At 36.2% G+C, this 21,138-nt stretch carries 18 protein-coding genes and 1 tRNA gene; 12 read left to right on the plus strand and 7 right to left on the minus strand.

Going from position 1 to position 21,138, the window contains the following annotated elements; genetic code table 11:
- Positions 1 to 6: 6 nt before the first annotated feature.
- The 4 genes from ACFSQJ_RS11325 to ACFSQJ_RS11340 all read left to right on the plus strand — a co-directional run bounded on the left by ACFSQJ_RS11325 (position 7) and on the right by ACFSQJ_RS11340 (position 3,853).
- Positions 7 to 435 (plus strand): OsmC family protein, encoded by a 429-nt coding sequence (locus tag ACFSQJ_RS11325; RefSeq protein WP_377767062.1) that lies wholly within the window; start codon positions 7 to 9, stop codon positions 433 to 435.
- A gap of 38 nt (positions 436 to 473) precedes the next feature.
- Positions 474 to 821, plus strand: coding sequence for a four helix bundle protein (locus ACFSQJ_RS11330; RefSeq protein WP_377767063.1), 348 nt, complete (start codon positions 474 to 476; stop codon positions 819 to 821).
- 67 nt (positions 822 to 888) lie between these two features.
- Positions 889 to 2,577 carry a single-stranded-DNA-specific exonuclease RecJ gene (gene recJ, locus ACFSQJ_RS11335; protein WP_377767064.1) on the plus strand — a complete coding sequence of 563 codons (1,689 nt, stop codon included), beginning with the start codon at positions 889 to 891 and terminating at the stop codon, positions 2,575 to 2,577.
- 16 nt (positions 2,578 to 2,593) lie between these two features.
- Positions 2,594 to 3,853, plus strand: a complete 1,260-nt coding sequence (locus tag ACFSQJ_RS11340; RefSeq protein ID WP_377767100.1) for an MFS transporter — start codon at positions 2,594 to 2,596, stop codon at positions 3,851 to 3,853.
- Positions 3,854 to 3,993: 140 nt separating this feature from the next.
- Here ACFSQJ_RS11340 and ACFSQJ_RS11345 read toward each other — a convergent pair whose 3' ends face one another.
- Positions 3,994 to 4,758: a UDP-2,3-diacylglucosamine diphosphatase gene (locus ACFSQJ_RS11345; RefSeq protein ID WP_377767065.1), complete on the minus strand. Its 765-nt coding sequence runs from the start codon at positions 4,756 to 4,758 to the stop codon at positions 3,994 to 3,996.
- Between the two features lie 214 nt (positions 4,759 to 4,972).
- A complete protein-coding gene (locus tag ACFSQJ_RS11350; RefSeq protein WP_377767066.1) occupies positions 4,973 to 5,449 on the minus strand; it encodes a DUF4199 domain-containing protein in 477 nt (158 codons plus the stop codon).
- A 188-nt stretch (positions 5,450 to 5,637) separates the two neighbouring features.
- Between ACFSQJ_RS11350 and ACFSQJ_RS11355 the strand changes: the two genes are divergently transcribed.
- A complete protein-coding gene (locus ACFSQJ_RS11355) occupies positions 5,638 to 6,765 on the plus strand; it encodes a hypothetical protein (protein WP_377767067.1) in 1,128 nt (375 codons plus the stop codon).
- Positions 6,766 to 6,777: 12 nt separating this feature from the next.
- Here the strand turns inward: ACFSQJ_RS11355 and ACFSQJ_RS11360 are convergent, their stop codons facing one another.
- The 3 genes from ACFSQJ_RS11360 to ACFSQJ_RS11370 are packed head-to-tail and all read right to left on the minus strand — an operon-like array spanning position 6,778 to position 9,426.
- Positions 6,778 to 7,545: an enoyl-CoA hydratase/isomerase family protein gene (locus tag ACFSQJ_RS11360; RefSeq protein WP_377767068.1), complete on the minus strand. Its 768-nt coding sequence runs from the start codon at positions 7,543 to 7,545 to the stop codon at positions 6,778 to 6,780.
- Positions 7,546 to 7,577: 32 nt separating this feature from the next.
- A complete protein-coding gene (locus ACFSQJ_RS11365) occupies positions 7,578 to 8,912 on the minus strand; it encodes an MATE family efflux transporter (RefSeq protein ID WP_377767069.1) in 1,335 nt (444 codons plus the stop codon).
- A gap of 13 nt (positions 8,913 to 8,925) precedes the next feature.
- A complete protein-coding gene (locus ACFSQJ_RS11370) occupies positions 8,926 to 9,426 on the minus strand; it encodes a GNAT family N-acetyltransferase (RefSeq protein ID WP_377767070.1) in 501 nt (166 codons plus the stop codon).
- A 53-nt stretch (positions 9,427 to 9,479) separates the two neighbouring features.
- Between ACFSQJ_RS11370 and ACFSQJ_RS11375 the strand changes: the two genes are divergently transcribed.
- Together ACFSQJ_RS11375 and ACFSQJ_RS11380 are read left to right on the plus strand one after the other, a co-directional pair.
- Positions 9,480 to 10,277, plus strand: coding sequence for a universal stress protein (locus ACFSQJ_RS11375; protein WP_377767071.1), 798 nt, complete (start codon positions 9,480 to 9,482; stop codon positions 10,275 to 10,277).
- 52 nt (positions 10,278 to 10,329) lie between these two features.
- Positions 10,330 to 10,406 (plus strand) — tRNA-Ala (locus tag ACFSQJ_RS11380).
- 447 nt (positions 10,407 to 10,853) lie between these two features.
- On the opposite strand, the gene ACFSQJ_RS11385 is transcribed toward ACFSQJ_RS11380, so the two are convergent.
- Positions 10,854 to 12,590 carry a hypothetical protein gene (locus ACFSQJ_RS11385; protein ID WP_377767072.1) on the minus strand — a complete coding sequence of 579 codons (1,737 nt, stop codon included), beginning with the start codon at positions 12,588 to 12,590 and terminating at the stop codon, positions 10,854 to 10,856.
- 430 nt (positions 12,591 to 13,020) lie between these two features.
- On the opposite strand from ACFSQJ_RS11385, the gene ACFSQJ_RS11390 reads away from it, so the two are divergent.
- From ACFSQJ_RS11390 to ACFSQJ_RS11410, 5 genes are all read left to right on the plus strand, one after another.
- Entirely contained in the window at positions 13,021 to 14,775 is a 1,755-nt protein-coding gene (locus ACFSQJ_RS11390) for a tetratricopeptide repeat protein (protein ID WP_377767073.1), read from the plus strand.
- Positions 14,776 to 15,103: 328 nt separating this feature from the next.
- Positions 15,104 to 15,883 carry a DUF6090 family protein gene (locus tag ACFSQJ_RS11395; RefSeq protein ID WP_377767074.1) on the plus strand — a complete coding sequence of 260 codons (780 nt, stop codon included), beginning with the start codon at positions 15,104 to 15,106 and terminating at the stop codon, positions 15,881 to 15,883.
- Positions 15,876 to 16,643 carry a DUF6090 family protein gene (locus ACFSQJ_RS11400; protein ID WP_377767075.1) on the plus strand — a complete coding sequence of 256 codons (768 nt, stop codon included), beginning with the start codon at positions 15,876 to 15,878 and terminating at the stop codon, positions 16,641 to 16,643. Before ACFSQJ_RS11395 ends, ACFSQJ_RS11400 begins: the two co-directional genes overlap by 8 nt.
- Positions 16,644 to 16,688: 45 nt before the next feature.
- Positions 16,689 to 17,207: a RidA family protein gene (locus tag ACFSQJ_RS11405; RefSeq protein ID WP_377767076.1), complete on the plus strand. Its 519-nt coding sequence runs from the start codon at positions 16,689 to 16,691 to the stop codon at positions 17,205 to 17,207.
- Between the two features lie 89 nt (positions 17,208 to 17,296).
- The gene (locus ACFSQJ_RS11410) at positions 17,297 to 18,568 is read left to right on the plus strand and encodes a phosphatidylserine decarboxylase (protein WP_377767077.1); all 1,272 of its coding nucleotides are present in this window, start codon (positions 17,297 to 17,299) and stop codon (positions 18,566 to 18,568) included.
- 269 nt (positions 18,569 to 18,837) lie between these two features.
- Here ACFSQJ_RS11410 and ACFSQJ_RS11415 read toward each other — a convergent pair whose 3' ends face one another.
- Positions 18,838 to 20,874 (minus strand): thiol-activated cytolysin family protein, encoded by a 2,037-nt coding sequence (locus ACFSQJ_RS11415; protein ID WP_377767078.1) that lies wholly within the window; start codon positions 20,872 to 20,874, stop codon positions 18,838 to 18,840.
- Between the last annotated feature and the right edge of the window lie 264 nt (positions 20,875 to 21,138).

Here is a 21,138-nt window from a genome sequence, read left to right on the forward strand (position 1 = left end):
AAATTTATGGCGACCACAAATCATATTTCCACAAAATGGCTAGGTAATATGGCCTTTGAAAGTAATAACCCTTCAGGGCATAATTTTAAGATAGATATTGCAAAAGAAGATGGGGGAGATGGCAGTGGTTTTAGACCTAAAGCATTGATGTTATCTTCATTAGCGGGTTGTTCCGGGCTTGATGTTGCTTCACTCATGAAAAAAATGAAGCTTGAAGTTGACAAGTTTCATATTGAAACTATTGCTAATCTTACTGATGAACACCCTAGATATTATGACTCTGTTGTTATTGAGTATCATTTTCATGGCTCTAATTTAAAAGAAGAGAAACTTCAGAAAGCTGTGGATTTATCCATAGAAAAATATTGCGGGGTTATGGAGATGTTTAGACGGTTTGCAGAGTTAGAGATTAAGACGATTTTTCATTCTAAATAAAGTTTAAGCGCAAGTGTCAAACTCAAGCACAAAATTCAATGCCTAAAGCGTATGACCTTGAGGAAAGATTGGTTAATTATGCTGCAGAAACAGCCTTATTTTGTAGAAAAATGACCAATGATTTTACAGGACAGTATTATGGGCATCAACTTTTGCGCTCATCTGGAAGTTCCGCTTTAAATTTTGGAGAAATGCAAGGAGCACAATCAGATAGAGATTTTAAAAATAAAGCAACTATCGCACTCAAAGAGTTAAAAGAATCAAGAATGAACTTGAAGATTCTGTCTAAAATTGAATACGGCGATTCTAAAACTAGAGTAAAGCTTTTAGATGAAACAGAACAGTTGATAAAGATTATTGCAACAATAATTAAGAATAAAAAATAGAATCATAATCAACCTAACAAGCTTTGACTTTTGTATTTGAGTTTGACTTTTGTATTTGAATTTTACCATGCGCTGGACTATAAAACCTAAACCTGAGCAAAAAGAAATAGAACAACTTTCTAAGGCATTGAAAGTTGAACACTTAGTTGCGCAGCTTCTCCTGCAACGAGGGATTTCAACATACGAGGAAGCAAAAAAATTCTTCCGACCCCAACTTTCAGATTTGCATAATCCTTTTTTAATAAAGGATATGGATATAGCTGTGGAGCGTATTCAAAAGGCAATTAATAACGAAGAGAACATTTTGGTTTATGGTGATTATGATGTGGATGGTACCACGGCAGTAGCGCTACTTTCATCATATTTATTAGAGAATTACCCTAATGTGGCCACTTATATTCCAGACCGTTATGATGAAGGTTACGGGGTTTCTTTAAAAGGAATCGATTTTGCGGAAGACAATGATTTCTCATTGATTATTGCGTTGGATTGTGGGGTTAAAGCGATTGACCAAGTAAATTATGCTAAAGAGAAAGGGATCGATTTTATCATCTGTGATCACCACAGACCAGGTAAAAAATTACCTAATGCCATTGCGGTTCTTGACCCTAAAAGAGAAGATTGTGAATACCCGTACGATGAACTCTGCGGTTGTGGTGTAGGTTTTAAATTAATACAGGCGCTTGCATCTACCAAGGGTGATGCTATAGAAGAAATAGTGCCTTATTTAGATTTAGTAGCTACTGCTATTGGGGCGGACATTGTTCCGATAACGGGAGAAAATCGAGTTTTGGCCTATTTTGGTATGCAAGTCATTAATTCCAACCCTCGAATAGGGTTTAAGGCAATTATCAATCAAATAAAAAAGAAAGAGCTCACGATTACCGATGTTGTTTTTATAATCGCACCTAGAATAAATGCCGCTGGGCGTATGAAACATGGTCAACACGCGGTAAACCTGCTTACCGAAACAAATCTAAGTCAGGCTGAAACTTTTGCTGCTGAAATCGAGAAATTTAATACCGATAGAAGAGACCTTGACAAAGAGATTACAGAACAGGCCCTTAAACAAATAAAAGAACATAAAGAAGAAGGCCGATTTACCTCGGTGGTTTATAATGAAAATTGGCATAAAGGAGTTATTGGTATTGTTGCTTCGCGTTTAACAGAAACCTATTACCGCCCTACACTGGTCTTTACCAAAAGTGGAGATAAACTCGCCGCCTCTGCACGCTCGGTAAAGGGGTTTGATGTTTATAATGCTTTAGAAGGTTGTGCCGAATGTATTGAGCAATTTGGCGGACACAAGTATGCAGCTGGCTTAACACTACTTGAAGAGCAGTATAAAGTATTTAAAGCTAAGTTTGAAGAAGTTGTATCTGAATCGATTGACCCAAAACTATTGACTCTAGAACTGAACATTGATATGCAGATTGAAATGCAACAGATTACCCCAAAATTGATGCGCATTCTAAAGCAGTTTGCCCCTTTTGGACCAGGAAATATGACCCCAACATTTATGGCAGAAAATGTACAGGATACAGGATATGGTAAGGGTGTTGGCGAATATGAAAAGCATTTGAAATTATCCCTTACCCAAAAAGGTTCAAAACCAATTGGTGCCATTGGGTTTAATCTAGGAAATAAAATTGGGCAGATAAAAACTAAAAATCGTTTTGACATCGCTTTTACTTTAGATGAAAACGAATGGCAGGGCAATGTAAGCCTTCAGCTAAAACTTAAAGACTTAAAATAGGCTTGTGGAAAATAGAATAGACCCATATGCCGCCTTACGTTTTAAAGAATTTAACATTTTTTTAGGGGTTCGTTTTGCGATGGTTTTTGCTTGGTCCATGCAATTTATTGTCATTGAGTGGCAAGTCTATTCGTTGACTAAAGACCCACTTTCTTTAGGGATTATCGGATTGATGGAGATTATTCCTGCTGTAAGTATTGCCTTGTTTGCAGGACATATTGTAGATCAAAGTGAAAAACGAAATCTATTGGTTAAATGTATTTTAGGTTTTTCTGTGGTTTCCTTGGGTCTTTTTTTAATAACATTACCATCAATTGAAACAGACTATCCTACCAAAACAATACTCTATGTTATCTATGCTTTGGTATTCTTGGGAGGTTTGGTAAGAGCGTTCATTGGGCCAACAATTTTTTCATTAATAGCATTGATAGTTCCAAAGAAAATATACCCAAATGCTGCAACGTGGAGCAGTTCTACATGGCAAATGGCTTCTGTTTTGGGGCCAGCTTTTGCAGGATTTGCAATAGGTTGGATAGGTGTTCATTGGTCTATGTGCATCATTTTTGGGTTTTCTATTTTAGCGTTGTTATTTCTTTTTAGGATATCAAAAAAACCTATTCTAAATCCGAAAATAGGAGAGCCGATAATACAAAGTTTAAAAGACGGACTTCAATTTGTTTTTAATAGTAAAGCGGTATTTGGGGCCTTAACATTGGATATGATAGCAGTTCTTTTTGGTGGTGCTGTGGCGTTGCTGCCAATTTACGCCCAAGATATTTTACATGTAGGTTCAGAAGGCTTTGGCATTTTAAGGGCAGCACCAGCAGTAGGCGCATCAATTACGATGCTGGGCTCTACAAGATTTCCTTTACATAAATATGCTGGTAAAAAGTTGTTATGGGCTGTCTTTGCCTTTGGTATTTGTATCATTGTTTTTGGTATTTCAACATCATTCTGGATTTCGGTCGCGGCCTTATTCTTAAGCGGTGCTGTGGATGGAGTCTCTATGATAATAAGACAAACTATCCTACAACTGAAAACTCCAGATAATATGAGAGGACGAGTGGCATCGGTTAATTCCATTTTTGTTGGTTCGTCAAACGAACTTGGGGCTTTTGAAAGTGGCTTGGCAGCTAAGCTTTTAGGAACAGTTACTGCAGTAGTTTTTGGTGGATGCATGACCTTATTGACCGTGGCAACAACAGCAATCGTTTCACCAACATTTAGAAGGCTAGATTTATCTAAAGATGTAGAGGACCATGAAAATGAGGATTAATAATTAGAATAAAAAAAGCCCTTTTTTGGGGGAAGGGCTGCTCTTTTAATGTAGGTTTTAAAAAAGATTTGTTGCGAAGTAATATTATAATTTTGCAAGCAAAGGATTACAAGATGTTTAATCGATGAATGATACAATTCTTATGAAAGTTTCTTAAGATCTAACTTTTCACCGTCAAATACTGCATAAGTAAAATAGTTAATCCAATCGCCAAGGTTGGTATAGGTGGATTTTTCATTTAGCTTAATTTCCAAAGGCAAATGTCTATGACCAAAAATAAAATGATCGTAATGTTTTGTTTCGAGCTTTCGTTTGCAGTATTGCACCAACCATTCTTTATCCTCTCCTAAAAACTTGGCATCTTCTTCCCCAGAAATTAATTTATTGCTTACAGAGAGGTATTGCCCTAATCGGACACCTAAATCTGGATGCAACCACTTAAAGAGCCATTTGCTAAGTGAATTGGTAAAAACCTTCTTCATACGTTTAAAGCCTTTATCACCTGGTCCTAATCCATCTCCGTGCCCAATAAGAAAAGAGGTGTCATTGATTTTAAGCTGTTGTGGTTTATGGAAAACAGGAATCTTGAGCTCTTCCTCAAAATAACCATTCATCCATAAATCATGATTACCCACAAAATAGGTAATTGGAATGCCGGCATCCGAGAGTTCAGCAAGTTTGCCTAATGTTCTTGTAAAACCTTTGGGCACTACTTTTTTATACTCAAACCAGAAATCAAAGAGATCACCCATTAAGTATATGGCCGCGGCATCTTCTTTGATACTATCTAACCAGGCGACAAATTTTTTCTCCCTAGGAAGACTTTCTTCTGAGCTTGGAGCACCTAAATGGTTGTCACTAGCGAAGTAGACCTTTTTGCCTTTTGGTATGGTAAGGGTATTCATTTAAGGCAAAGATAGTTATTGCTTTCTAACGTTTGAACCTTCTTCTATTTCTAACTCTTGTAAAAATGTAGATAGCTATTACTAGTAATGCTACGGTAGGTAATACCAGGTCGCTATTTAAGATGGAGAGAATGTCCATAGATATCGTTTAATTTAAACCTCTTGCTATAAGACGTCTTTTTACTATATAACTAACAACGAACTTTTTAAGGCTTTATTTTTTTCTCACAAATAGGGCTACAATGGCCGAAGTTACCACGCCCATACCTAAAGCCCCAAAAGCGGCTTGCAATAGATAACTCTTAAGACTAAAGTAGACTTCCGCATTATTTTGTGTCATTTTATCATTTTCAACAACATACGTAATCATATTTGTAAAGTAATCAGGGCTAATAAACTCATACGTAATGTACTGCGCTAACGGACTTAAAATAGCAACAAACACACTTATCAACATACCTGATGCAACTCCTTGAAACCAAGTCATTTTGCCTCCTAAGTCTTTATTGCGTTTTTCTACGAGTGCGAAAACATATAGAGCAATGGCAATAACAGCGAAAAAATTGGTGTAGACAGCATGCTTGGCGATATGCTCATCATGCCAGCCTAGTATTTTTTCTAATAGCATCCATAACAAACCGGCAATCGTAAACAATAGGGCCCATTTAATTTCAGTCGTGAATTTTTTCATTGTTTTTGGTGATTTAAGTGGAAACTTTCTAAGATAAAAAACGTTATACTTAGGGCAATGGCTTATAAAAACTTAGCTTTGACTAAACAATGGTACTAAAAAGCCTATTATGTGCCAAATAGAAGGCTTAGTTATTAGGCTATTGAATTTAGCCTAAATTAAAGAATTAAAGTACGGCTTAAGATATTATGAAAAAGCGTTTTCATCTCGGTAAAATACTAACATTATCACTTATTTTAAGCAGTTGCGCAAGTGATAGTGAACCAATGGCTGAAGAGCAATCGGAAGAGACAGCTATAATTGTTACAGACATTTCGGTGGTTAGTGCTGAAACAACTATTCCATGGATAGATGATGAAGACCTCACCTCGAAATTAGAAAACGCCTTAACCTATACCTACGGTGTTGCTCTAGAAAGTGAGATTGAAAAAACATTTAGGTTTAATACAGATTCTACACAAGTCGTCGTAGCAGTGAATTTTAAAGAAGGATTTCAAACCAAATATCGTGACGATAATCTATCCAATAATTCAGTTTTAATTGAATTGGATAAAGATGAAGCGACGGAAACTAACGCTGTAGAATTAAATGCTGACGGACCTGGCGATACGTATGCACTGATTACTTCGGTATTGGCTCCTGGCCATGACCCAATTGAAGTTCCGGATTGTAATCATCAAGGGTTTGGGGAGCACATCAGTGAGGTTTTTGATAATGAATTAAATACCAATGTTTTTCAATTCGATATTCATGTAACCCCTGATAATGATCGTTGTATCAACTTTGATAGACAGCGGAACGAGATAAAATCGTACGATAAATCACCGGATAATTTATTGGGTGTTGAAAACGAAAGAGTAGTATATAAGTGGAAGTTTAAGCTACCATCTGGTTTTCAGTCATCTCCAAATTTTACACATTTACATCAGCTAAAGTCGGTCGGTGGCCCACTTGCTAGTATGCCTATGTATACTTTAACTACAAGAAAAGGTAGTCCGGATAGATTGGAATTGCGCTATGCAGAAACCGATAGGCAGGTTACCCTGTCGCAAACAGATTTAGCACCGCTAGTCAATGAATGGCTCGAGGTAACGGAGACAATTACTTATGGGATATCTGGAACCTATGACTTGCAGATAAAAAGAATTAGTGATGATGCCATACTATTTGAATATTCTAATAGTTCCATCGTAAATTGGAGACAAGATGCTGAATTTGTAAGACCGAAATGGGGTATTTATAGAAGTTTGCTCAATGCGCAAGACCTTAGGGATGAAAGTATATTCTATGCCAATTTTAGTGTAGAAGAATTATAAGCTTTAAACAAATTACTTTTTGAACTTGGCCAGTGCTGCTTTCGTTGCTTCAGATAAGGCTAATCTTCCAGACTGTTCGGCTCTGTCCAGAAGTAATGAATCCCAGTTCTCTGTACCTTCCCAAAGGACTCTCTTCATCGCTGTCAATGCTTCTGTGTTATACGAAGCTAGTTTTAAGCTAAAATCCTCTAATTCTTTATCAAGGCCTTTTATGGAATCAAAAACCTTGGAAAAAAGCCCTTTTTCTTTAGCCCAGTAGGCATTTTTCCATTCTGTGGGAGATAAGGCCAACTCTGCTAGGCCATCTTTACCAATTTTTCGTTCCACCGCAGGGGCTATTACGAGTGGTGCAATACCGATTGAAATTTCAGAAAGTTTTATAGATGCTCCTTCAGTAGCAAAAACATAATCGCAGGCAGCTGCTAAGCCAACGCCACCACCAACGGCCTTGCCTTGTACTCGACCAATAACCGGTTTGTCACAACTACGCATGGCATTAATAACCTTGGCGAAGCCACTAAAAAAGGCTTTTCCTTCATTCATATTTGAAATGGCTACGAGTTCATCAAAAGATGCTCCGGCACAAAATGCCCGGTCACCTTCAGACTTTAAAATAATAATCGAGACTTCATCATTTGATGAAAGTTGATTAATTTCATTAGTTAGTCTTTGCAATAATTCCGATACGAAAGAATTACTGGCCGGGTGGCCGAACTCTAAAGTTGCAATTTGATTGCTGATATTGGTATAAAGACTTCCGTTTGGTCTATCTGTTTGCATAATTAAGAGCTATTTTTTTGTAAAGTTTAAAATTACTGGTTTTGCAAGAGGGGGCGAAATTTTCGTCTAAACTTAAAAACCAAAGCCCCTCCTCGGATAGCCATCCAAACCACAAAGGCAATCCATATGGCATAAAAACCTAATCCAAAGTATTTTCCTAAATACAGAGTGGGAACAAAGCCCAAAAAGGTTGCCGAAAGGAGCACGTTACGCAGGTATTTCATTTCACCTAAACCTTTAAATAGACCATCAAAAACAAAAGCAAGCGTATTCATAGGCAACCCTAAGATCATAATAAAGAAAACACCATAAAAGGTTTGAAGGACAATTTCTTCATTAGAGAAAATACGTCCTAATGGATAGTAGAAAATAAAGCCTACTAGCATGAGTACTAGGCTTACAATCATTCCATAAGTAATAATCTTTTTTGCCAACGTCCACAAGCCGTTATAATCTTTTTCTCCCAGAAGTTTACCTCCCATACTATTGCCGGCAGCGCCATAGCCATCAATAAAAAAGGCAGAGAACAACCATAGATTAATAGCAATGGTATGGGCTCCGATAAACCGGTCGCCCAAAGCGGTTGCTTCTCGTACCGCAATAATCAAAGCTGCATTTAAGGCCAAGGCCCTGACAAAAAGATTTAGGCTCATAAAAACAAGTCGTTTCAATTCTTTGTTCAACGGAAAACGAAGTTTTAGACTGATGTCCGTTTTTGCGCGTAACAAGAAGAAAACCAAGATGGCCATAACACCTTGAGAAATCAGACTTGCCCAAGCAGCACCCTCTAGGTACATGGCCGGTAGCATACCTTCGATACCATAAACAAAAATAAAATCAAGAACAATATTTAAAACTGCTCCTATAATTGCGATGAGCATGGGGTAATAGGTGTTTTGAAGTCCTCTGAAAATTCCGAAAACCGCAAAAGTGAAAAGTGTTAACGGAAAACCCCAAACCCGAATGGAATAATAGGAGACGCAGTATTCTAAAATTTTGCCCGAAGCTTCAAAAAGCCTAAAAATATCTTCAACGATAAAAATGGTCGAAAGCAAAAGAAACAAACTCAACAAAATATTGAAGAAAATTGCTTGTGCAGGCAGGTCTTTGACTTCATGAATTTTACCTGCTCCCAAATATTGCGAGATAATGGCCGAGATAGCACTCCGTGTTTGCCCTAATACCCAAATAAGCATTGATAAAAACGAGCCTACAATTCCCGCTGCCGCAAGAGATTCTAATCCATCTACAGGAATATTGCCAACAATAGCCGTATCTGTTATAGATAAAATAGGCTCTGCAATGCCCGAGATGGTCGCAGGAATTGCAAGATTATTAATGTTCTTTAGGTTTACGGCAGTTTTCAAATCAGGCTACAAGTTACAGCACCAATTCATAACAGTGAAAGGGATGCTCGCTTTGTTTCGGAAAAAAAATGTCTCCCAGTTTATGATAACCTCGAGTCTTATAGAATTTTTGATTGCGCTTGTTTTGAGAAAAAGTGTCTAAGCGCACAGATAAAAATCCATTTTGCCTTGCAGTGTTTTCAGCAAAATCCATCATTTTCTGAGCATACCCTTTTCCTTGAAAATCTGGATGCACACTTAGGCGGTGTATATAACAGTTGTTTTTGTTTTCGGTCAGCCATTTAATGGGGATGTATTCGGCATCCATATGTGTTGAAATCACTATGGTGCCGATGACCTTTTTTTCTGATTTGAGCACATACAATTCGTTTCGTTTTATATCCAGTAAAAATCCTTCTTTAGAAGGGTAGTGCTCATTCCATTGGTAAATGCCTTTGGCCATCATAAATGCAGCGCATTCTCTTGTAATTGCCATTATATCGCTTATTTCAGATATCTTTGCACGTCGTATCATTAAATGACTTGGATTAAGTTGTAAATTTATAGTATAATCTTAATAACCTGACCATGAACAATATATTGGTTCCTTTAGGCACATCACCCGACTCACACGAAACATTGCAATATGCGGTAGACTTTGCATCCGATTTTGGAGCAAATATCTATATAATGGATGTTTTTACGGTAACTTCTGGAACGGGTAGTCTTGGAAATATTCAAGAGAAAGTGGCCCAAAGTAGCAGGGAGAATATAAAGGGTATTGTTGGTAGAATAGATACAAAAGGATTGGATGTAAAAATTGCATCTTACAATGGTGATATCGTTGATGGGCTTTTAGAAATTAAAAAGGAATTGGGTATAGATTTAATTGTTATTGCCCCAAGAAGTAATGACATCAATGAAGAATATTACTTAGGAAACACTTCAGGAAGAATAATTAAACAGACCAATATACCAACCCTAGTAGTTCCAAAAGGAACAAAGTATAAGCCCATAAAGAGTATTTTAACGGCATTTAAATCGGGTATTTTAAAGCGAAGTAAAATTTTACACCCTTTAGTGGCTATAATGAATAAGAATAATGCTGAGGTTAATTTACTACTGGTGAAAACCCCAGGGTATTCAGAAGAAGATTTACAAGTAAATACTTCGCTTCTAGACATTAGTAAGAACCTTACCATTTCTGAAAATGCCACTACGTATTTAGGGGTTTTGGAACATTTTAGAACAACGCAGCCAGATTTACTTTGCGTATTTCGAAGAAAAAGAGGTTTTTTCAAAAAGCTTTGGGAAAAGAGTACGGTACTAAAATCTGAATTCTTTGCACCTGTACCTGTTCTAGTACTAAGTGTAAAGAAGTACTAAACACTAAATCAATTTTGAAACCAATTTAAATTGTGTTTTCTTTGCTAGCAAAGGGGGATTAGCTCAGCTGGCTAGAGCGCTTGCCTGGCAGGCAAGAGGTCACCGGTTCGACTCCGGTATTCTCCACCAAGAAAACGAGGGCTTCAAGAGTTTTTGACTTTTGAAGCTTTTTTCATTTGCACGCAATTTGCACGCAAAACTGGTTTTAATTTAACCATGGTATTATTTGATTCAAATTGGTCTATTTTAATACCCCTTCACTCTTTACAGAGTATTTTTTGAAAAAGCATCACATTTATTGGGTGCTTTAACTTCAATATTAGATTAAGGAATCTAAGACCCATAAAAGGTCAATTAACGAAACTACTAAAAGAGACCATGAATGGGACCCGCCTAGAATAAGTTTCCTGATTTTACATAATAGCCCCGTAAAACGGCGGTTTTATGACTCGTAAATTTCTAGAAAACTACCGATATTTGATAGTGAATTTTAGAAAACATCCAAAAAATAACAGCCGACACCCAAGTTGTTGAATCTACCAACTTTAGACGCCGACTGCGTTTTAAAAATTACCTCTAATTACAATCGGCATCGGTCTCGCTCGCTTCGAGTTGAATTTCCGCTGTATTATCGAAGGTGGTCATCCCTCGTACGGTTATTTCTATAGAATTAGTACCAATTTCGGTAATGGTGCCTGTAAAGCCTCCAAAAGCACTTTGGGTAGCTAATTCCTCTCCTGTTAGGGCAACTTGGTCTGAATTACGCCCCGTTATCTTAATTCGTTGTACAAAAGGAACCCTAATAGCGGGATAGGTTTGCACTGCGTCGTAGACTAGCACTTGCTTTCCTGGATTAACAGGTACCACTCGTTTCGTAAAAATAGTGCTTCCTATTTCTGTTGTCTTTTCTTCCGCATTGGTGGCCGATTTTGACATTTCCACGGATAATTCCAGTCCTACACTAACCTCTCCGGAAGCCTCCACATTTCCTTTACCAAAAAAGGAGACTCCAGCCTTTGTACCTACGGTTATTTCGGTTGTTAATGTAGCCCCTGCTGTAAGGCCTATCGTCTCTTGCCAAGAAACAGACATCGTCTTTGTTTCCGTTAGGTCGACGCCTACGTCTTGTGAGATTACTGCAGAGGTACAATTGGTAAGCGTACTATTCACCTTAAATGAATTTTCCGCACCTGGCAATATAGGTTGTCCATACCAAGTTTCTATACTTTGAGCCTCATACTCAACATCTGTAGTAGCAAATCTAAAATTTTGACCTGCCCCACTTGTAAAACTGCTTGTTAGTATAGTTGTTTCAAAATCTATCCCCAACCCAGTACAATTTCTAGTTGTGGTTTTAAATATGAAGGGCTGATCATCACTATAGGGAGCTAGTTGGTATGTACCATTTTCTTTTCGTATTTGAAATTTGTATGCGTCGCTTAAAGACGTATAATCGTCTGTTTTATTTACCTCTGAGGTATAAACCTCCTTAGAAATAAATCCAATAGCAAAAATACTCTTAAAAGCCAAATATCTATTTGAGTGTCGGGAAATTATACTGTATACATTCTCTTCACCTTCATGTTTTTGAAAATAAAACTGCTGTGTAGTGTTATTACTGGAAAAATCAGCTTCTGAATTCAGGGAAGGGTAGTTCTGATATTCTAGTGCAGATGTGCAAATACCGTTAGCAAAGGAATCGCCAAATACTAGATTTGGCTCATTGTCCAATGCCTTAGACTCTATTTGGCCGTCATCAGTTACCAATTGTAAAAAATAGGGCGTGTCTGGGTTTAAATGAACCTCTGTATTTAGATCCTCAACGCCATCCCCACGTAATTCTACATTGCTGCCATTTTCCGTAAACAAGGTATTTTCCAAAATTTCTTTGAAAAGTTCATTGTCGTTTTCATCGAGTAGGTCTACTTCTAAATCGATACCATTTCTTAAGGCAGTTTCTGCTTCACTAGACAAATTTTCTAGGGCAAATTTAAAACTAGCATAATTGGTAAATGGGTCTACCTCTAATACCATTGGCTCAAAGTAATCGCTATCAGTGGGTGTAACTCTTAATTTAGTAATGGGTTGACCCTTTCGAATGTAAGGGCGTGCATCTAACAATATACCTATCTCGCCCATGAAGGTTTCCAATTCATCTTCACTAATACCATCTCCTTCAATTAAATCACCTTCTTCGGGTAGTTCAGGTACTTCGGGTAGTCTTCCAGAATCATCAGAGCTACAACCCACATTTAATGCAAAGCCAAGCCCAATTACACATACGTACTTTAAAATTGTTTGTTTTGTTATCATAATTTCTTTGGTTTTAAAAGATTCAACACGGCGAAACTAGATGCAAAACAAACCCTCAGCTAATTTTAGGTATAGACAAAGTATCGACAGGTTAAATAGATTTTAACACATTCGATTATGGACATCCCAAATATCAAAAATTGAATAAAATTCTTGAAACACCTTTAAAATATATAGCTAAGGAGTTTTATAATAATATTTCTATTGAAAATAAACATAGACTTTTTATAGACAACAGGGTTTTTATATTCAAATCAATAGTTGAGAACGATTGATATATTGTCTATCTTGAAAATCATTAAAACAGTATCTGACGAAAAAAAATATATCCTCTTAATAAGGAAACTGATTTGTCGTCTTTCTCTAACTACTTATAAAATAAAAGTCGGCACCCAGTTGTTATTTTGAATAAATCTTAAAGAGAGCAGTCATGAAACTAATTTTAAATATAGTAATATGTACAGTACTGGCAGCGAATGTCTATTGTCAAGAAACCAAAAAAATAGATAGCATAAAGTATACTTTGAGCGCTACAAAAGATGTTACAAAAAGGCTTTACCTACATCATGAATTGTTCGAACTACTTAAAGATAGTGATAAGAATAGTGCAAAATTACATATAGATAGTGTACTTACCCTTGCCTATAAAATTGACAATAACTATTTCATTGCTAGAGGCAATATCGGCTTAGGATATTACCACTACTTAAATTCAAATTTCATCGAATCGGAAAAAGAAATCAAGAAGGGCATTTACATACTTGATTCATTGAATCAAAAAGAACACCTACCATATGCCCTTAACCAACTAGGCATAACACAAAAATATTTAGGAAAGTTTGAAGGGGCTCTTTTAAATCATCAGAAATCAGCAGATATTAATATGGAAATAAAGGGAAAGCCAATTGATTTAGCTAGAAGTTATTTGAATATGGGCAACGTTATGGCCGAGATAAGAAATTTTAAATCTTCAACTGAAAACTATAAAAAGGCTGAAAAAATTGGTATTGACAATAACTTAAATGACTTTTTAGCTAAGGTGTGGGGGAATATTGCTGCTAATTACACGGACGCTAAAAAATATGAAAAGTCGCTAGAATACTATGGTAAGAGTCTTAAATTATTGGAAGAAAAACCTAGTGTGACGCTGATAAGGATATATAACAATATCGGTGTTGTTTACGACAAGATGAGCGATTTTAAAACAGCAAAGAAATACTACCAAAAAGCTTTAAAAACCTCCGATAAATATGGAGAACCACAATTGACAGGTCTTATTATAAGGAATTTGGGTGAAATTTACTTTGCCGAGCAAAATTACCCCAAAGCTCTGGAGAATATTGAAAAGTCAATTATGATTGCCAAAGAGTCAAAGAACAGTGTTAGACTCATTCGCGGTTATATGAAAATGGCTGAGGTACATGCCGCCTTAGGAAATTATAAGAACGCCTATGAGTATGATCGAATGTATGCAGATTTAAAAGATAGTATTAGGGGCTTAGACGTTAGGGAGCGAATAAACAATTTGGAAATTAAATACCAAACCGAAAAAAAAGAAACAGAAATTGCCTTACAAGAAGAGGAAATCAACACCTTAAATGAAAAATCAAAAGTTGATAAACTTACCAAAGGCCTTTATGCCGGTGGTATGGCTTCTGCACTTGCCTTGTTTGGGTTATCGGTTTTTGGTTACCGTCAACGCATCAAAAAAAACCACATTGCCCGCGAAAAACAAGATGAAATCTACAAACAAGAAATTGCATATAAAAAGAAAGAGCTCACTTCGCAAACCCTTCACCTCGTACAGAAGAATACGTTTATTCAAGAACTGATGGAAAATTTTGAGAATATCAAAAACTCTCCTGAAAAATTTAAAATGGAGTTTCGGCGTATTGTAATGCTTCTAAAGAAAGAGAATGCCTCTGATAAGGACTGGGAAGTCTTTAAAACCTACTTCGCCGAGGTTCACAATGACTTTGACCAAAAGCTAAAAACACTCTATGCCGATATCTCTGAGAAAGAAATACGCCTAGCAGCCTTTTTACGAATGAATTTGACAACCAAAGAGATTGCAGCCACCTTGAATGTTTTACCTGAAAGTATTTTAACCTCTAAATACCGTTTAAAAAAGAAACTGAATCTTGACAAAGAAACTGATTTGACCACTTTCTTAAGTTCTTTATAAAAAGTAAGTTTTCTTTACCTATGACCTTTACTAAATGAACATAAATTCTAGCCCATTTCTGTGTTTGTATATTGGCCGATAAAAAGAACCTTTCTTGAAACACGCTCCAATTTCTTAACTCTTACTTTTTAACCGCCAATTAAAAAAACTATATGTATAACATAGAGACTGAGTACATAATAGCTCTGTCCCTGCATCTTCGGTTTAGTAAGAGCTGACAATACTATCCCTAGCTTTCTTAACCGCGCGTTGATGAGACTATCAACCCCATTATTTAAATCCATTAACTTCATAAAGTCATATCTTTAGAGGAACCAACTATTCTCTTATGATCAAATTCTTCCGCCGTATCCGGCAAAAATTGCTTGAAGAAAATCGTTTTTCAAAGTATCTGGTCTATGGCATTGGTGAAATCATTTTGGTGGTCATTGGTATTTTGATTGCCCTTAAAATAGATGGTTGGAACCAAGACAAGAAGGATAGAAAATTAGAACAGCAATATTATTGTAGATTATTGGAAGATGTTAATCAAGATTTAATAAACTATAACGATTATGTTGTTCTCTTAAACGAAAAAATAGACGTAAATAACACCCTAATCCAGAGGTTGCAAGACGATTCAATGTCTTTGGACAGCATAGCACCACTTGTTCTAAAATCTATAAAATACTCCATTAGAGATACCAGAGCTACAACCGATGCTTTTGAAGATATTAAATCGAGTGGAAACTTAAATATTATTAAGGATTTATCTATAAAAAATCAATTAGCAGCCTATTACAAAACTCTGGCAAATACAAGTGCTGTTATAGAAAGTAATGGAAATGCAATTACAGATAAACGATTTTTTGAAAGTGAAGATTTAATAAGTTCTGGATGGATAAAATTAATAGAAGATTTTAATGCAATAGATACTACAAAAGTCAAATACCAATCGCTCAAATCAGAAATCAATTTTACTAAAGAAATTAGAAAAAATATGATGAATGATGCGATATTTTATTTAGCGGTCAATTCAAGAAGTAGACAGCTTTTAACAAGGCTCAAAAATGAAATCTTATCCATGATTGAGTTACTCAATTCTAAATGTCGAAATCATAATGCTTAAATTCTTTGGGAAAATCCGTCAAAAACTACTCTCTGAAAATAAATTCAGTAAGTATCTGATTTATGCCATTGGAGAGATTGTACTTGTTGTTATTGGGATTCTTATTGCGTTACAAATTAACAATTGGAATATTACACAACAAGATAGAAAAACAGAGAAACAGAACCTTCTAGCACTTCAGGAAGAATTTTCAAAAAATAAAACTAAAATTCAAGAAGTTATACAGCAAAATAATCAAAATATTTCAGGCGCAGAAAAGATGATTCAATCCTTTAGTAGTACATCTAAAGACACTATTTCAGAGCAAATAATAGCAATTTATGGTAGTGAAACCTTTGGTAAAGAAATAAATTTTGAGCCTGAAACTGGCGTTCTTACTGAAATTATAAGCTCTGGTCAGTTAAAACTTATCCTAAACAACAAGTTAAAACATAAATTGGCGGGATTACAAAGCAAGATTGATGAAATTAAACAACAAGAGAAAGAAGTTCTCGATTACCGAATCATAGCTATTAAACAAATGATAAATGAAGGAAATATGGAAAGAGTTTATGCAGATTTAGGAATCAGAAAAGCATATGTAAATACCACTTTTGAAAGTACAGGAATAAAATCTATGCTAAACTCATTACCTTTCTTAAATCAAATCGTTTTATATCAGTCTAGCTCAAATGTCACTAATCAGGCATTTTACGACCCATTGAATAAAGAAATTGAAATAATACTGGAGTTAATAACTAACCGTTTGAAAGAATTGTAAAAAATAACGAAAGCAAAAAAAAATAGGCACTAAATAATCTAAATCATGAAAATAAAAACCAACCGACTGACTTTACTCGCAGCACTTTTTACATTGGCTTTTGGAATCCAAAGTTGTGAACAAAAAGAAAAGAAAGAAACTAAAGAAGTGGAAAAAGAAGTAATCGTTGAATCTGATAAACCTGAATATTTTCTGTTAAGACCAGAAGTGGAGAAAGCTTACGGATATTCCCATGCTGTGAAAATTGGAAATAGCATTAAAATTTCAGGAGCAGTAAGTATGGACGATGACGGAAACCCAACTGCGGTTGGCGATATAGAACAGCAGATGAAAAACTGTTATGCTGATTTGGAAAAAATATTAAAACACTTTGGTTGCACATTTGACAATGTAATAAAAGAAGATATTTTCACAACTGATATGGCACAAATGCTAGAAAAATCAGCATATCGAGCTGAAATTTATAAAAATGGATTCCCAACTGGTTCTTGGCTTGAAGTAAAAGGATTGGCATTACCGGAATTTATGGTCGAAATCGAACTTGAAGTACACAAATCTGAATAAAAGCAAGAACGCACAACAATAGATGCTAACCGCAAATACGAATAGCCGAGCCCTTTGGGGTTCATTAACCAACACAAAAAACAATTAAAGTGAAACATTATAGAAATCTCTTACTTACACTATTGACCATCATTGGTGTTTTCTCCTGTGATTCTCCCGAAAAAAATATTGAATATGGTGAAGCAACAAAAGAGTTAATAGTCCTTTTAGATAATGACCCTAAACTAAAATCATTGCTTGTTTCTTCACTGGAGAAGGCAAAAGAAATTAATCCCGACAGGAATACAAATCCTGCTCAAAACCTTGAGGAATATTATAGGTTCGTTACATGGACAGAAACAACAATGCCTTGGGCCATCGTTAAAAAAGAAGAATACCCAGAAATATTTGATAATATCTTTCAGGGTCTTTGCGCGTTTTATTTTTTAATCGATCAACCACTTCCAGAGTTGGAGGGTCAAGGATTGGTGAACAACTCCTTGCAGTATTATGAACCATTTGCCAAATGGCTGGTCACTTTCAGTAAATCATGGGGGTCTTTTTTGGATACTGAAGAATCTTGGAATGAAGAACATTATCAAATGGCATTAAATGACCCCAATTTCGGTCTGCGAAACGGTTGGTATGAAGATCCGGAAAACTGGAAGACTTTTAACCAATTCTTTGCCAGATACCTTAAGTCTCCTGACATGAGACCTGTTGCAAGTCCAGATTTAGATTCTGTAGTGGTGTCATTTGCTGACTCAGAACCGCAGGACGTATGGGACATCGATGGCAACTCATATCTAATGGATGAAGGAGGGGTTCCAGTAAAGTCTGCTACACTTAAATCTATATCAAAACTTATCGGTGATGATAGTCAGTACAAAGACGCATTTTCTAATGGCACATTTACCCATTCCTTCCTCAATGTTAATGACTATCACAGATATCATTTCCCTTTGAGCGGCACCATAAAAGAGGCTAGAATTATACCAGGTATCAACCCTCCGGGCGGACAACTCTGGTGGGATAATGAAAACAATCGATATGCCTTTAATCCAAGCGCCAAAACGGGATGGCAATCTATTGAGACCAGAGGATGTGTTATCCTTGAAACTAATGAATACGGACTTGTCGCCTTAATGCCAATTGGGATGGGAGCAGTAAGCTCGGTAAATTTTGAAAAAAATGTTATCCCCGGCACAAGTGTAAAAAAAGGTGATATGCTTGGACATTTTGCCTTTGGTGGATCAGACTTTATAATGATCTTTCAGGATGGAGTTACTTTCAGTTTGGAAGCCCCAATGCAAGAGGATGGTCAATCATATCAGCATATATTAATGGGTGAAAAACTGGGAGTTTTATCTAAACATAAATAACGAAACGCCATAATGTGTATAGTGCATAGTAACTTATGAGAAGCTACGACACCACCCAAGGAGCATTGCCTATGTTCTGAAGAATACTGTAAATGGAACCTTTCTTGAAACACGCTCCAATTTCTTAACTCTTACTTTTTAACCGCCAGTTTATAAAACCGAAAAATCAGTCGCCATTCCAAACAGCATATTATTGAAATTATCTTAAAATAACAGCCGACACCAAGTTGTTGAATCGCAACTTTAGGCGCCGACTGCATGAATGTACATTAATCGATTACGTAAGGACCATCAACACTTCCCCCAACACCATTTCTAATAAAAAATGTCTTACCCTCAGAATCAAAATTGAGTATTTTAAATCCTGATTCGGAACTTCCCAAGGTTATTTTACAAGCTGCACCAATATTTTTTAATGGAAAATTATCATTTTCTGAAATATTAGTTTTTGAGCTCCATGTACGGTATACTTCAGTATTTTCAGTACGTTGACCAGTCAAAAGATTTATTGTTATACTAAATTCTACGACATAAGATTCAATTGCCTTAAAATTATTGTTGCCTTTTTCAAAATATTCATGTTTACGAGTTATTACTCTAGTGACCGTTCTAGTAAAAGTTGTATTCGTTTCGAAAGTTTTATCTTCAACACCCAAGTACGCAACAGCATCAAAACCAGAACTTGACATTGGAAAGCTATTTCCTCCTTCAACGTTTGCATTATGAACTTGATTGACATTAAAAGGGCCCAAGTAATTTCCACCAATAAAAGTGGTTGGTATTGTATTGTTATTGCCAGCATATGGTTCGGGATTAAATTTCAAAATTAGGATATCAAGACTCTCTTTATCATATAACCAGATTTCACCAGGAATATAAAGCGTTGCAGCGTCTATAGCCGCAAAATCGATGGCTCCTAAAGGGGTGCTCGCATCATTAATTGAATACTTCGGGGAAATAGTACCCGTATTGCCATTAAACCAAACATACTCGGTACCAGCTCCATTAAATAAAATGGAATTTGAACCTGCAACGGCAGTAGCGGCACCAACACCATCTTCAAACAATCCAACCAAATTGCTATAACCTTGTGGGGGTCGTTCGCCTCTTAAGTTACAGCTTACCGCATCAAATTCAGTAGCCAATTTAGTCCCAACAGTTTTGCTTGGTTCCCGTACACTCTTTACTATATAAGATAAAGGCAGTGCTTCAGTAATATTGGTGCTTTCAGCTAACTTTTCACCTATAGTATTAATATCAATTACTCCAGTTAGCGAAAAGGCGCTACTAGCACTACCTCCGTAGGCAATGATTTTAGTTTTGACCTCTTTTAACGAGTTGTATTCGTTAGACTCAATTTCGCCTTTCACTTTATTTTGTAAACCCTGGTAAGTTCCTTCAACTCTGGCTCTAAGCTCATTGATAGAACTTGTTGATTCAACTAACATATAAAAGATACGTCCATAGGTTACTGATGATATATATGTCGCCGGATTATCTTCTTGAACAAAAGGTGACAAATCCTTACCTGTAACACTTGGTGCAAAAATATCATCCAAACCAGTTATTTGATCTAATGACATGGTGTAATACTGTTGCGTCAATTTCACCAATACCCTATTGTACTCTTTGTCAGATGAAAAAGAAAGATTGGCTGAGGCATTAATATTATAAGACTCATAACTAACACCCATTTCAAGAGCCATTTGTTCTTCACTATAAACTTCTTCAACATCTAATTGAAAGTTAGCAGGAACAATGTTTGGGTCGTTGGCCACAATTTCATTTAGCGCTATCTGTATTTTTGATTTCACAACTTCATCTACAGAGCTTGCCGAAACGGGATTTCCATTAATCAAATTATAAGAAATTGTTCCTCCTGCCCGTTTAACATTTATACTTTCAGGTGTATTATTGTTCAGGGTCTTACCCTGCAAAAGGTTGCCAGGCCAAATCACCTCAGCATTTGGGTTAAAAAGCGGAAACTGACCATTACCATCTAACACACTTACTTTTTTAGTGGTACATAAATACGTATTGGTTACGTCACCATCGGCAACACTTTCGAGATACTCTTCATAATAAGGCTCAGATACCTCAAGAGTGTCCGACACACGAGATGCTGGATAATCTTCAATAATTCCTCTAGCTAATACCTCGCTAATCGTAATATCATCTCCTGAACCCACAGGTTGATTTGGGTCTTCAGGAGTTACCTCATCTTTACTACAGGCAAACACAAGAAAGACTAGTACTAAGGGCGCTAGCGATAAGACTCTTTTTAATGATGATTGATTTGTTTTCATAATTTTTTGTTTTTAAGATTCAACATTCCAAAACTAGAAGCACATGGACTTGAAACCTAAAAACAGAGCTAGACAAATACTAGACATATGATTAGCATTACCACTAACTATGGCATAGACATGTAAAATATCACAAGTGATTTAAAAACCCATAAGGTCAATAAAAACAATACCTGACAAGTATTTCAGTAATACCGAAGTGTATTTTATATCTAGACATTGTATTGACAGTCGCTTTTGAATAAATAGACAACATGTTTAATT

It is taken from the genome of Croceitalea marina, from assembly GCF_042684265.1.
GTDB classification, from domain to species: domain Bacteria; phylum Bacteroidota; class Bacteroidia; order Flavobacteriales; family Flavobacteriaceae; genus Croceitalea; species Croceitalea marina.